This window comes from Pseudomonas sp. GW821-FHT02C04, from assembly GCF_059421845.1.
The window spans coordinates 170601-184253 of sequence record NZ_JBWKVT010000006.1; the positions used below are offsets into that span (position 1 = coordinate 170601).

The following is a 13653-nucleotide window of genomic DNA, read 5'->3' on the forward strand; positions in this document are numbered from 1 at the left end:
TGGCTCAAGGTCAGGCGTTGCCGGCCAGCTTCATCCGCGCAGCCTGAGTGAAATCGAGCATGCGCTTGAGTGGGCGAATCGCCTGCGGAATCAGCGCCGGGTCGACGAAGATCTCGTTCGAGCCCTCCTTCAGGCACTTCAGCGTGCGCTCAAGGGTGTTCATGGCCATCCACGGGCAATGTGCGCAACTGCGGCACGCCGCGCCGTTACCGGCCGTTGGCGCCTCGATGAAGACCTTGTCCGGGCACAGCTGCTGCATCTTGTAGAAGATGCCGCGGTCAGTAGCGACGATCAGGGTCTTGTTCGGCAGCGTTTGTGCGGCAGCGATCAACTGGCTGGTGGAACCGACGGCATCCGCCAGTTCGATCACCGACGTCGGCGACTCCGGGTGCACCAGAATGGCCGCGTCCGGGTACAACGCTTTCATGTCTTCCAACTGTTTGGACTTGAACTCTTCATGGACGATGCACGCACCATCCCAAAGCAGCATGTCGGCGCCAGTTTGACGCTGAATATAGGTCCCCAGGTGCTTGTCCGGGCCCCAGATGATGGTTTCGCCGTTGTCCATCAGGCTTTCGACGATCTCCAGTGCGCAGCTGGAAGTCACCACCCAGTCGGCCCGGGCTTTGACCGCCGCCGACGTGTTGGCATACACCACGACCGTGCGCTCCGGATGCTGATCACAGAACGCCGAGAACTCGTCCACCGGGCAACCCAGGTCCAGCGAGCAGGTCGCCTCCAGGGTGGGCATCAGTACACGTTTTTCCGGGTTGAGAATCTTCGCGGTTTCGCCCATGAACTTCACGCCGGCGACCACCACGGTCTTGGCCGGGTGGGCGTTGCCGAAGCGCGCCATTTCCAGCGAGTCGGAAACACAACCGCCGGTTTCTTCGGCGAGGGCCTGGATGATCGGGTCGCAATAAAAGTGGGCAACCAGCACCGCGTCCTGAGCCTTGAGCTCGGCGGCGATGGCGGAACGGTAATAAGCCTCTTCCTCGGCCGTCAGCGGCTTGGGCTGCTTGGCGTCGAGGTGGGCTTGTACCAGAAGGCGTTCGGAAATCTGCGTCATGTTCGCAAGACCTGCAGGCGCATTCGCGCGAAAGTCGAGTATACACCCGGCTCCGGACCGCTTGAGGGTACCGCCGGGAGAGTGAGTTTTATCAGGCACGGACAGCGTTGAAGCTGCGCAAGGCTACAGAATATCCCGGTGATGCAAAAGATGATTCTGACCTGTGTCAGCGCAACGGCGCCGAAAGGAGACATGCCCGAATCGCAGGCAAAAAAAAACCCGGAAATCCTCACTTTCGTGGGCCTTCCGGATTTTCTAAACCGCCAAATATGGTGGGTCGTGTGGGATTCGAACCTACGACCAATTGGTTAAAAGCCAACTGCTCTACCAACTGAGCTAACGACCCGCTGTGTGGTGGCGCGTATAATACTGATTTTTAAGGACTATTCAACACCTAATTTGAAAATAATCAAAAATAAGGTGTCGGGTCGCTGATTCCGGCCGCTGCGAAGCCTTCTGCACGCAGTCGGCAGCTGTCGCATTTGCCACAGGCACGGCCATTATCGTCCGCCTGATAGCAGGAAACCGTCAGCCCGTAATCAACACCAAGCTTTACGCCAGCCTGAACGATCTGTGCCTTGCTCAGGTTCTGCAACGGGGCCTGGATGCGGAAACCATTGCCTTCCACACCGGCCTTGGTCGCCAGGTTGGCCATGCGCTCGAACGATTCGATGAACTCGGGACGGCAATCCGGGTAACCGGAATAATCCACCGCGTTCACACCGATAAAGATGTCGCGAGCACCGAGCACTTCAGCCCAGCCCAGAGCAAGCGACAGGAACACCGTGTTGCGCGCCGGCACATAAGTCACCGGAATGCCTTCACCCAGCTCCTCCGGGATATCGATGCTGCTGTCGGTCAGGGCCGAACCGCCCATGCCGTTCAGGTTCAGACCGATCACCTTGTGCTCGACCACGCCCAGATCGCGAGCGACGCGTGCGGCGGCGTGCAGTTCGGCGTGAGAGCGCTGGCCGTAATCGAAGCTCATGGTGTAGCAGCGATAGCCTTCGGCGCGGGCCATCGCCACCACCGTGGCCGAGTCCAGGCCACCGGACAGCAAAATGACCGCACGTTTTTCTGTTGTGTTCAGTTGTTCAGTCATCTCAGCGCCCCGGCTCGTCATTCCACAGATACTTGTGCAGTTGCAATTGCAGGCGTACGGGCAAATTGTCCGCCACTACCCAATCCGCGAGATCCCGAGCATTCAGGTCATGGTGGCTCGGGGAAAACAGCACTTCGCCGGCACGCCGCTCGAGACCGTACTGGATCAGCTTGGATACCGCCCAGTCATAGTCGTCCCGCGAGCAGATGACAAACTTCACCTGATCGTTGGGCGTCAGCAACTCGATGTTCTCGTAACGATTGCGATGAGCTTCTTTGGAATCAGGGGTCTTCAGGTCGACAACCCGACTGACCCGCGGATCGACGGCGGAAATATCGAGGGCGCCGCTGGTTTCCAGCGAGACTTCGTAGCCGGCATCGCACAACTGCTTGAGCAAAGGAATGGCATTGGGCTGTGCCAGCGGCTCACCACCAGTGACACAGACGTAGCGCGGGCGAAACCCGGCTACCTGCTCGAGGATGTCGTCGAGTGTACGAACGGTGCCGCCGCTGAACGCGTAGGCACTGTCGCAGTATTGGCAACGCAATGGGCAACCGGTCAGGCGCACAAAAACAGTGGGCAGCCCGGCAGTCCGCGTTTCCCCCTGCAACGAGTAGAAAACTTCGGTGATTCTCAATGTGTCTTGCATAGTCGCCACGGGCGTAACAGCTAAACAGGCTGTCCGCCTCCGTCAGGCACTTAAGGCAACCCCGCCAACGCGTAGATCACCAGAAGCGTGTTTCATAAAAGGGCGTGAATTCTAACGAAAAAACCCGCGACAAGCGCGGGTTTCTTCTAAACGGGTCAAACAGTATTACATGCGCTGCAGATCGCGTTGGGCCAACTGAGCGGCGGAGGTACCCGGATACTGGGACACCACCTGTTGCAGAATGCCTTTGACCTTGTCGGTGTGACCGAGGCGGCGCTCTACGTCAGCCAGCTTGTACAGCGAATCCGGCACTTTGGCATGCTTGGGATAGAGCTGCGAAACCTTGGCAAAAGCCTGACCTGCACCTTGCAGATCGCCTTTGGCCAGGTTCACTTCACCCAACCAGTACTGGGCATTGCCCGCGTATTGGCTGTTCGGGTATTTACGCAGGAAAGCGGCGAAAGCCTGGCTTGCCTTGTCGAAATCCTTGGCCTTGATCAGGTCGAAGGCTGCATCGTAATACAGCTTTTCCTTGGCCGGATCAGCCGGTTCGCCACCCGCGGCAGGTGCCTGGGCGGCCGCAGCGGCCCCGGCTCCAGCGGCGGCACCGGCAGCAGCACTTGCATCGCCACCGGCAGAAGAATTCTCAGGAGTCGCGGCAGGTGCAGCACCGGATCCTATGCGCCGATCAAGATCCTGGTATCGCTCCAGGGATTCTTGCTTCATGCGCGCAACCTGATTCTGCAGTTCTTCGATCACGCCTTGCTGGCGCGATATCTGATCCTGCATTTGTTGCAGTTGGTTGAACAGCATGCCTTGTGCCGAGGCAGGGGCCGAAGCCGCTCCCCCGGCATAGGCGCCGTTCGTACCGTAACCTGCAGGCGGATAACTGCTCCCGCTATTGTTATAACCGGAGTTGTCATCGACCACAGGAACCGCAGCCCACGCCGCAAGCGGCGCGAGGCTGAGAGCCAGAACAGTTACAGCACGACGGCACGTTCGCATATCGAATTACTTACGCAGTTCGACGCGACGGTTTTGAGCCCAGGACTGCTCGTCGTTGCCGGTAGCAACTGGACGCTCTTCGCCGTAGGAAACCAGTTCCAGCTGAGCTGGGGAAACACCTTGCAGTACCAGGTAGCGCTGAACGGCTTTCGCACGACGCTCGCCCAGTGCCATGTTGTACTCACGAGTACCACGTTCGTCGGTGTTGCCTTCCAGAACAACGCGAGCGCCGTTTGCTTTCAGGTCTTTGGCGTGAACGTCCAGAGCGCGCATGGCTTCTGGCTTCAGGTCCGAGCTGTCGTATTCGAAGTAGAAGGTGGTGATTGCGCGCAGAGCAGCTTCTTCGCTCAGGGAACCGTCAACGGCACCAGTGTTTGCGCCGTAACCAGCGTTTGGATCAACAGCGCCTTCACCGGCGTTGTCGCCGCCTTTGGACGAGCAACCTACAGCTACAGCCATGGCCAGAGCCAGCGCAGCAAATTTACCAAACTTCAGCATTTCCATCGTGAAACTCCTAATGAACCCCAGTGTGTTAAGTAAAACGTGTAGCGCCCGCTCACTTCAGGTAAGGGGACCAGGACGGTTCTCTGACTTCGCCTTGAGCGGTAGGAAGCGGGAGCCTAACGCGTCCATTAATGGACACGAGCATCAAGACTCCCCGGCCCTGTTGGCGGGTGGCGTAGATTACCATGGTGCCGTTGGGCGCAACAGTAGGCGACTCGTCCAGAGTGCTATCAGTGAGGATTTTTACACTTCCGCGCTGCAAATCCTGGGCTGCCACCTTGAAATTGGTGAATCCGTCCTGGCGATGGATCATTACCAGGGTCTTTTCATCAGCCGAAAGCTTCGGGTTGGCGTTGTAGTTACCGATAAAGGTCACTCGCTCTGCACCGCCGCCACTTGCACTGGTTTTATAGATCTGTGGTTTGCCGCCACGGTCCGAGGTGAAGTAGATGGTCGAACCATCCTTGCCCCAGTACGGTTCGGTGTTGATGCCAGGACCTGCGGTCACGCGGGTGATCTGACGCGAACCGAGGTTCATCACATAGATGTCCGGGTTGCCGTCTTTCGACAGTACGAACGCCAGGCGATTGCCATCCGGCGACCAGGCTGGCGCGCCGTTCAGGCCTTCGAAGTTGGTGATCTGCTCACGGCGACCGGTGTCGATGTTCTGCATGAAGATACGTGGACGCTTCTGCTCGAACGACACATAGGCGATACGCTTGCCGTCCGGTGCGAAACGCGGCGACAGGATCGGCTCGCGCGATTGCAGCAGGGTCACGGCGCGGGCACCGTCATAGTCCGAACGTTGCAGCGTGTAACGGGTGTTCTTCTCGGAGAAGCGTTCAGCCGTCACGTACAGCAGGCGAGTCGAGAACGCGCCGTCGATACCGGTCAGCTTCTGGAACGACTGGTCAGAGATGAAGTGCGCCATGTCGCGCAGTTGCTCGGTCGTGCCGGAAACACTGCCGTCCGCCACTTTCTGCTCGGTAGCGACGTTGAACAGAGCCCACTGCACTTGCAAGCGGCCACCGGCCGGAACGATGTTGCCGACCATGATGAACTGAGCACCCACCGCCTTCCAGTCACGGAAGATGATTTCGCTCGGCTGGCTTGGCTGGCTGATCATGTTCTGCTTTGGAATCGGAGCGTAGTAGCCCGAGTTGCGCAGATCGTTACCAACGATTTCAGCAATGTCGTCCGGCAGGACGGCGCCGCCCTGGAAGCCGAACGGCACGACGGCAATTGGCGTTGCCTGGGAGCTGCCACTGCTGACCAGGATATTTTTTTCATCTGCCGAAGCCAGTCCTGCAAAGCAGAACATGACTACAAGCAGTCCTCGAAGAAGGTTTCTCACAAGGCTAGATCCTCAGGTGTGAATGTCATCTTGAATGAACGATAGGGTGCGAAATCCGCTGGCTTCAGACCCTGCATTTCGGTCAATCGACCAATATTTTTTACAGCCGCGACGGCAGAGCTGTCGAACGGCGCATCACCGCTGGAATGAGCAACCGAAACACCGGAGATCGTTCCGTCAGGGAGCATGTTGATTTGCAGTACCACCTTCATGCCTTTACGGGCCGACGGAGGCTGCGCCCAACCTTCAGAGGCTCGCGAACGAATCAGATCATCGAAGTTGCCGGCGGTTTCATCACCCACTTCATCTGCCAAAGCCTGCTGACGCTCGGTCTTGTCGGACAGCAGGTCGGCCAGAGCCTGAGCCTTCTTGTCCTCGACCGATTTGCGTGCCGCGTCCTGCGCTTTCTTCTTCGCAGCATCGGCAGCAGCTTTCTTCTTGGCGTCTTCGGCGACTTTCTTCTTCGCCTCTTCAGCTTCGGATTTCTTCTTGGCGTCTTCGGCGGCTTTCTTCTTCGCGTCTTCGACTATTTTCTTCTTGGCTTCTTCAGCGGCCTCTTTCTTGGCCTCTTCTTCAGCAGCCTTCTTGGCCTCTTCTTCGGCTTTCTTCTTGGCTATATCAGCCAATTGTTTCTCTTCTGCCTTCTTGGCGTCGGCGGCTTTCTTCGCGTCTTCGGTTTTCTTGGCTTCGTCAGCCTTCTTCGCCTGTTCCGCTTTCTTCGCCTCATCGGCCTTCTTGGCTTCCTCGGCCTTTTGAGCCGCTTCTTCTTTCTTTTGTTCCGCAGCCTTCACCGCTTCCTGCTCGACCTTTTTCTGCTCCATCTGCTCGACTTCGGTCTGACGCGCGGCGGATTTCTTCGCCTCACCCGCAATCTTCTGATTGGTCTGGGTGGTCGCCTGACTTTTCGATTTCAGCTGGTACAGGGTCGCCTGGACAATCGGCTTGGCCACCGGCAGCTCAGGCGTCAGGGCAAAACTGACGAACAGCATGCCGAACACCAGCACGTGCAAGCCAATCGCCCAGACACTAGGCCAGAAGTAGCTTTCCGAGGCGGACGGCTCTCGCTGTTGCTGCATCAGGGGGCCTCGGTAATCAAACCAACATTACCGACCCCGGCTTTCTGCAACCCGCCCATGGCGCCCATGACGGAGCCATAATCGACGGACTTGTCGCCACGGATGAAGACCTGGGTACGCTTGCCGCCTTCAGTGCCGGCGCGAATGATCTTGGTCACCGCATCGGTCATCTGCGGCAGGGTCATGGCCCTGTCCTGTTGCTTTTCAGTATCGACTTCGCTGCCAAGGTTCCAGTAGTAGGTCTTGTCAGCCTTGATCGAAATGGTCAGCACCTGGGTGTTGTTGTCCTGCGGCAAGGCTTCGCTGGAAACCTTGGGCAGATCCACTTTCACGCCCTGATTGAGCATCGGCGCAGTCACCATGAAGATGACCAGCAGCACCAGCATCACGTCGATGTAAGGCACTACGTTCATCTCGGCGACCGGCTTGCGCTTGTGTCGGGCTCGAGTGATTAAAGCCATCGGGAAATACCTGCTTATTCTTCGCTGGTGTGCACTTTGCGGTGCAGGATCGCCTGGAATTCATCGGCGAAGGTGTAGTAGCGGCTCAGCAAGGTTTCGCTGCGGGCAGAGAAACGGTTGTAAGCGATAACGGCCGGGATCGCGGCGAACAGGCCGATCGCGGTGGCGATCAGGGCTTCGGCGATACCTGGAGCCACAGTGGCCAGAGTGGCCTGTTGTGCGCTGGCGAGGCCGCGGAAGGAGTTCATGATCCCCCAGACGGTACCGAACAGACCGATGTACGGGCTGACCGAACCTACGGTGGCGAGGAATGGCAGGCTCTGCTCGAGTTTTTCTTCCTCGCGGGAGATGGCAACACGCATGGCACGAGCCACGCCTTCCATCACCGCTTCAGGATCGACACCCGGCTGCTGACGCAGGCGCGAGAACTCTTTGAAGCCGGCACGGAAGATCTGCTCGACGCCCGAATCCGGATCCGGGTTGCTGCCGGCCTGACGATAGAGCTTGGACAGGTCGATACCCGACCAGAAGCGCTCCTCGAAGCTCTCCAGGGCACGTCGACCGGCGCGTATCAGATTGCTGCGCTGAAAGATCATGATCCATGAGGTCACCGATGCGGCCACCAGAGTCAACATTACCAACTGCACCACGATGCTGGCATTGCTGACCAGGCTCCACATGGAGGAATGGTCGACGACGTTAGCTTCCACGCTTTATCTCCTGCTTTAAGTGTGTACCCGTGCCGACCGCGTCGGCGAAAGCCGCACGCAAGTCTTCGGGAAGGGCCCGGGGTTTCAAACTGTTAGTGCGCACACAGGCCACCAGAAACTGCCCCTCACAGAGCAGCACATTATCCGTTGCCCGCCTGACCTGCTGTCTGAAGCGCAGGCTGGCACGGTTCAATTCGATTACATCAGCGCTTACCAGCAGCTCGTCGTCCAGTCGCGCCGGCGCGTGGTAACGCGCTTCGCTGGAGTGCACGACGAACAACAGGTCCTCCCCTGCCAGCGCCGACTGGGCAAAGCCCAGCTCCCGGAGCCGCTCGGTTCGAGCCCGTTCCATAAACTTGAGGTAATTAACGTAATACACGATGCCGCCCGCATCGGTGTCCTCGTAATAAACGCGACAACGATGTGCGAACGACTCAAGCCCGTTTTGCGCGCGCATACTCTAGTGCTTACTCCTCGGGTTGCCAATCCAGCCAGGCAACTGTTTTTCATTGTTCGAAGGCTTTACCGCAAAAGTACCGTCCTGAGACAGTACAAACGCTGAATAAATCGACAATAAATGTGTATTAATCGTCCACGGCATCGAGAAACTCGTCTACCACAGGCATCTCGCCCATTCGTGACGGAATGTTCAGACCAAAATGCAGGTACGCGTGCCGGGTGACAACCCTGCCCCGCGGCGTACGCATGATGTAACCCTGCTGAATCAGATACGGCTCCAGCACATCTTCGATGGTGTGGCGTTCTTCGCTGATCGCCGCCGCCAGGCTGTCGATACCGACCGGGCCGCCATCGAACTTCTCGATCATGGTCAACAGCAAACGCCGGTCCTGATGATCGAAGCCGTGTTCGTCGACATCCAGCAGGTTCAGTGCCAGGTCGGCGACGGACTTGGTGATGTGGCCCTTGGCCCGGACTTCGGCGAAATCCCGCACCCGGCGCAACAACCGATTGGCGATCCGCGGCGTACCCCGAGCACGACGGGCAATCTCGAAGGCACCTTCCGGGTCCAGCGGCAGGCCGAGGATGTTCGCCGAACGGCTGACGATCGTCGCCAGGTCGGCGGTGCTGTAGAACTCAAGACGCTGGACGATACCGAAACGGTCACGCAACGGGTTGGTCAGCATCCCCGCCCGCGTCGTCGCGCCAACGAGGGTGAACGGCGGCAGATCAAGCTTGATCGAACGCGCCGCCGGTCCCTCACCGATCATGATGTCGAGCTGGAAATCTTCCATCGCCGGGTACAACACTTCTTCGACGATTGGCGACAGACGATGGATTTCATCGATGAACAGCACGTCGTGCGGCTCAAGATTGGTCAGCAGCGCCGCCAGATCTCCGGGCCGTTCGAGCACCGGGCCCGAAGTACTTTTGATCGACACGCCCATTTCCTGGGCAATGATGTTCGCCAGCGTAGTCTTGCCCAGCCCCGGCGGGCCGAAAATCAAGGTGTGGTCGAGGGATTCGTTGCGGCCACGGGCGGCCTGGATAAACAGTTCCATCTGCTCGCGAACGGTCGGCTGGCCGATGTATTCGGCCAGGCTGACGGGACGTATCGCCCGATCCTGGACTTCTTCGCGCTCACGCGGACTGTGCGTGGCGGCGATCAGACGATCAGCTTCAATCACTTAAATCATTCCCTTCAGGGCGCGTCGGATCATGTCTTCGCTGCTCAAGCCTTTCTCTTTGATCGCGGAAATCGCCTTGCTTGCTTCCTGCGGCTTGTAGCCCAGGGAAATCAGCGCGCTGACCGCGTCGTTCTCGGCGGTGTTGACCGGCGCCGGGCCGTCCGGCTGGTTCGGCACCAGCGCAAACATGGCCGGCGAGGTTTCCCACGCCTTGAAGCGATCCTTGAGCTCCACCAGCAGACGCTCGGCGGTTTTCTTGCCCACACCCGGCACCTTGGTCAGCGCCGAGGTGTCCTGGGACTGCACGCAACGAATCAGCTCATCGACTTCCAGGCTCGACATCAAGGCCAGGGCCAGTTTCGGCCCCACACCATTGAGACGGATCAACTCGCGAAAAAAGTCTCGCTCACGCTTGCCGGCAAAACCATAGAGTAACTGCGCGTCTTCGCGCACGACCAGATGGGTGTGCAGGGTCAGCGGTTCACCGACCGACGGCAGGCGATACAAGGTGGTCATGGGCACTTCCAGCTCATACCCGAGGCCGTTTACATCCAGAATCAGGTGCGGCGGCTGTTTTTCAGCGAGGGTGCCGCGCAAGCGTCCAATCACGTTTCAGATCCTTGAGCGTTGGCCAGCCGTGGGCTGGCGACAATCAGAACGAAGAAACTCCGGCCGACAACACAGGCGCGCAAGTCCACATTCCGTAAATTTGATGCTGATGCTATCAGAGACGCAGGCGCCCGCCACGACTGCGTGCGGTTCCCAAACCGTGCGGCAGCAGACTGGAGCGAGTGTGCGCATGGCAAATGGCAATGGCCAGGGCGTCCGAGGCGTCGATCTGCGGCTTGCTCGTCAGTTTGAGCATGTGCATGACCATCATCTGCACCTGTTCTTTATTGGCGGCGCCCGTACCGACCACTGCCTGCTTGACCTGGGTTGCCGTGTACTCGGCGATCTCCAGGCTCTCTTCGGCGCCTGCAACGATAGCGGCCCCACGGGCCTGCCCGAGCTTCAGCGCCGAATCGGCGTTTTTCGCCATGAACACTTTTTCGATGCCCATGGTCACCGGGCCATAGGTCTGGATAATCTCGCGCACGCCGCGATAGACGATTTGCAGGCGCTCGTGCAGCTCACCGGCGCCAGTGCGGATGCAGCCCGAGGCGACATAGATGCAACCGCCGCGTCCGGTATCACGAACAATGCCGTAACCGGTAATGCGCGAACCGGGGTCGATACCAAGAATTAAAGTCATAAGCCTGCAGGTTCAAAAAACACAAAAACAAATGTGGGAGCTGGCTTGCCCGCGATCACACAGGCAAGTCCGCTCCCACATTGAATCGTAGTCGCTCTTAACCGAGCTGAGCAGCCACGTCTTCCGGAATGTCAGCGTTGGAATAGACGTTTTGCACGTCGTCCAGGTCTTCCAGCATGTCGATCAACTTGAGCACCTTCTCGGCGCCTTCCAGATCCAGTTCAGCGCTGGTGGTCGGCTGCATGACGATTTCCGCGTCATCACCCTTGAAACCGGCTGCTTCCAGCGCATTACGCACGGCGTAGAAGCTGGTGAACGAAGTGAATACGTCAATCGAGCCGTCTTCATGGGTGACCACGTCATCGGCATCGGCTTCCAGCGCTGCTTCCGTCAGTGCGTCTTCATCGACGCCCGGCGCAAAACTGATCTGCCCCTTGCGTTCGAACAGATACGCCACCGAGCCGTCAGTACCGAGGTTGCCGCCACACTTGCTGAACGCATGACGCACGGCCGCTGCGGTACGGTTGCGGTTGTCGGTCATGCACTCGACCATCACGGCAACGCCGCCCGGGCCGTAACCTTCGTAGGTCAGCTCTTCAACGTTGTCCGCCTCGGTCGCACCGGCGCCGCGGGCCACCGCACGATCGATGATGTCGCGGCTCATGTTGGCACCCAGCGCCTTGTCCAGGGCCAGACGCAGACGCGGGTTGGAACCCGGATCGCCGCCGCCCTGACGGGCCGCAACGGTCAGTTCACGGATCCACTTGGTGAAGATCTTGCCTCGTTTGGCATCCTGACGTTCTTTGCGGTGCTTGATGTTCGCCCACTTGGAATGACCTGCCATATCTCGCTCCGAATTCTCTTTGAAACGTTGCCCGCCCTGCTGTTGCAGCAGCCAGCAAACAAAAAATCTCGACCTGCTCTCTTTCTATCTCTACAGAAAGAAAAAAGGCGCATCCGAAGATGCGCCTTCAGGCCCGTCTTACTCAGCCTTTGGCGTTTCGCGCAAACGAATGTGCAATTCGCGCAATGCCTTGGCATCCACAACACCCGGCGCCTGCGTCATCACGTCGGCAGCACTCTGGGTTTTCGGGAAGGCGATCACTTCACGGATCGACTGGGCGCCGGTCATCAGCATCACCAGACGGTCCAGACCGAAAGCCAGACCACCGTGCGGCGGCGCACCGTATTTCAGGGCGTCGAGCAGGAAGCCGAACTTCTCTTCCTGTTCCGCTTCGTTGATGCCCAACAGGCGGAATACCGCTTGCTGCATCTCTTTACGGTGGATACGGATCGAACCGCCACCCAGCTCGGTGCCGTTCAGCACCATGTCGTAGGCACGGGACAGAGCGCCCGCCGGGTTGGCTTCGAGCTCTTCCGGGGTGCACTTCGGCGCAGTAAACGGGTGATGCAGAGCAGAGAAGCTGCCGTCATCGTTCTCTTCGAACATCGGGAAGTCGACGACCCACATCGGCGCCCACTTGCAGGTCAGCAGGTTCAGGTCGTGACCGAGCTTGATACGCAGCGCGCCCAGGGCTTCGCTGACGATCTTGGCCTTGTCGGCGCCAAAGAACACGATATCGCCGTCAACTGCGCCAACGCGATCAAGGATCGCATTGAGGTTGTCCAGCGGGATGTTCTTCACGATCGGCGATTGCAGACCTTCAACACCGGCAGCACGCTCGTTGACCTTGATGTACGCCAGGCCCTTGGCACCGTAGATGCCGACGAACTTGGTGTAGTCGTCGATCTGCTTGCGCGGCATGCTCGCGCCGCCTGGAACGCGCAGTGCGGCGATACGGCATTTCGGATCGTTGGCCGGGCCGCTGAACACCTTGAAATCAACTTCTTTCAGTTGATCGGCAACGTCGACCAGTTCCAGCGGGATACGCAGGTCTGGCTTGTCGGAACCGTAACGGCGCATGGCTTCTTCGAAAGTCATGTGCGGGAACTCGCCGAATTCCAGATCCAGCACTTCCTTGAACAGGTTGCGGATCATTTGCTCGGTCAGGCCCATGATCTCTTTTTCATCGAGGAAGCTGGTCTCGATGTCGATCTGGGTGAATTCCGGCTGACGGTCGGCGCGCAGGTCTTCGTCACGGAAGCACTTGGCGATCTGGTAGTAACGGTCGAAACCGGCAACCATCAGCAGTTGCTTGAACAGCTGTGGCGATTGCGGCAGCGCGAAGAACGAACCGGCGTGAGTACGGCTTGGCACGAGGTAGTCGCGCGCGCCTTCCGGAGTTGCACGGGTCAGGATCGGCGTTTCAACGTCGAGGAAGCCGTTTTCGTCCAGGAAGCGACGGATGCTGGTGGTCATGCGCGAACGCAGACGCAGCTTCTCGGCCATTTCCGGACGACGCAGGTCGAGGAAGCGATAGCGCAGACGGGTTTCTTCGCCCACGTCGGAGAACTCGTTCAGCGGGAACGGCGGGGTTTCCGACTCGTTCAGCACTTCCAGTTCGTAGCCCAGGACTTCGATCATGCCCGACGCCATGTTGGCATTGGTGGCACCGGCCGGACGCAGACGCACCTTGCCGGTGATCTTCACGACGTATTCGCTGCGCACGCGGTCGGCGGCGGCGAAGCTCTCGGCGCGATCCGGGTCGAACACCACCTGGGCCAGACCATCACGATCACGGATATCGAGGAAAATCACCCCGCCGTGGTCGCGGCGACGGTGAACCCATCCGCAAAGGGTAATTTCCTGGCCTTCCAGGCTTTCGTTCAGTTGGCCGCAATAATGGCTGCGCATCATGGTAGTGGTTTCGCTTCTCGTAATTCGAAATTCGGTGGAGATCCATCGCACTCAAGCTATGTGCGAC

General features: G+C 58.8%; 15 protein-coding genes and 1 tRNA gene. All 16 read right to left on the reverse strand.

All coding sequences use genetic code 11. From position 1 onward, the window contains the following. Positions 1–10 precede the first annotated feature (10 nt). Positions 11–1069: a quinolinate synthase NadA gene (nadA, locus tag AC07VV_RS21605; protein WP_102621275.1), complete on the reverse strand. Its 1059-nt coding sequence runs from the start codon at positions 1067–1069 to the stop codon at positions 11–13. A 270-nt stretch (positions 1070–1339) separates the two neighbouring features. Further along, positions 1340–1415: transfer RNA gene (locus AC07VV_RS21610), tRNA-Lys, on the reverse strand. A 63-nt stretch (positions 1416–1478) separates the two neighbouring features. Continuing rightward, the gene (gene queC, locus AC07VV_RS21615) at positions 1479–2171 is read right to left on the reverse strand and encodes a 7-cyano-7-deazaguanine synthase QueC (RefSeq protein WP_085730268.1); all 693 of its coding nucleotides are present in this window, start codon (positions 2169–2171) and stop codon (positions 1479–1481) included. A 1-nt stretch (position 2172) separates the two neighbouring features. Continuing rightward, entirely contained in the window at positions 2173–2820 is a 648-nt protein-coding gene (gene queE, locus AC07VV_RS21620) for a 7-carboxy-7-deazaguanine synthase QueE (RefSeq protein ID WP_495037430.1), read from the reverse strand. Positions 2821–2985: 165 nt separating this feature from the next. Further along, positions 2986–3825, reverse strand: coding sequence for a tol-pal system protein YbgF (ybgF, locus tag AC07VV_RS21625; RefSeq protein ID WP_096818288.1), 840 nt, complete (start codon positions 3823–3825; stop codon positions 2986–2988). A gap of 6 nt (positions 3826–3831) precedes the next feature. Further along, on the reverse strand, positions 3832–4329 hold the full coding sequence (gene pal / locus AC07VV_RS21630) for a peptidoglycan-associated lipoprotein Pal (RefSeq protein WP_003178634.1): 498 nt from the start codon (positions 4327–4329) through the stop codon (positions 3832–3834). Positions 4330–4381: 52 nt separating this feature from the next. Further along, on the reverse strand, positions 4382–5650 hold the full coding sequence (gene tolB / locus AC07VV_RS21635) for a Tol-Pal system beta propeller repeat protein TolB (protein ID WP_249490669.1): 1269 nt from the start codon (positions 5648–5650) through the stop codon (positions 4382–4384). A 29-nt stretch (positions 5651–5679) separates the two neighbouring features. After that, the gene (gene tolA / locus AC07VV_RS21640; RefSeq protein ID WP_096818292.1) at positions 5680–6759 is read right to left on the reverse strand and encodes a cell envelope integrity protein TolA; all 1080 of its coding nucleotides are present in this window, start codon (positions 6757–6759) and stop codon (positions 5680–5682) included. Next, the gene (gene tolR, locus AC07VV_RS21645; protein WP_162803534.1) at positions 6759–7211 is read right to left on the reverse strand and encodes a protein TolR; all 453 of its coding nucleotides are present in this window, start codon (positions 7209–7211) and stop codon (positions 6759–6761) included. The genes tolA and tolR overlap by 1 nt, the downstream gene beginning before the upstream one ends. Positions 7212–7234: 23 nt before the next feature. Further along, entirely contained in the window at positions 7235–7930 is a 696-nt protein-coding gene (tolQ, locus tag AC07VV_RS21650; protein ID WP_039766018.1) for a protein TolQ, read from the reverse strand. Continuing rightward, positions 7920–8387 (reverse strand): tol-pal system-associated acyl-CoA thioesterase, encoded by a 468-nt coding sequence (ybgC, locus tag AC07VV_RS21655; RefSeq protein ID WP_096818294.1) that lies wholly within the window; start codon positions 8385–8387, stop codon positions 7920–7922. Before ybgC ends, tolQ begins: the two co-directional genes overlap by 11 nt. Before the next feature lie 127 nt (positions 8388–8514). Further along, the gene (gene ruvB / locus AC07VV_RS21660) at positions 8515–9576 is read right to left on the reverse strand and encodes a Holliday junction branch migration DNA helicase RuvB (protein WP_249490667.1); all 1062 of its coding nucleotides are present in this window, start codon (positions 9574–9576) and stop codon (positions 8515–8517) included. After that, entirely contained in the window at positions 9577–10185 is a 609-nt protein-coding gene (ruvA, locus tag AC07VV_RS21665) for a Holliday junction branch migration protein RuvA (RefSeq protein WP_007951205.1), read from the reverse strand. A gap of 115 nt (positions 10186–10300) precedes the next feature. Further along, complete coding sequence (gene ruvC, locus AC07VV_RS21670; protein ID WP_007951206.1) at positions 10301–10828, reverse strand: crossover junction endodeoxyribonuclease RuvC; 528 nt, start codon at positions 10826–10828, stop codon at positions 10301–10303. Between the two features lie 97 nt (positions 10829–10925). Then, positions 10926–11672, reverse strand: coding sequence for a YebC/PmpR family DNA-binding transcriptional regulator (locus tag AC07VV_RS21675; protein ID WP_085709622.1), 747 nt, complete (start codon positions 11670–11672; stop codon positions 10926–10928). Positions 11673–11810: 138 nt separating this feature from the next. Next, positions 11811–13586, reverse strand: a complete 1776-nt coding sequence (gene aspS / locus AC07VV_RS21680) for an aspartate--tRNA ligase (protein WP_495037431.1) — start codon at positions 13584–13586, stop codon at positions 11811–11813. Positions 13587–13653: the final 67 nt, after the last annotated feature.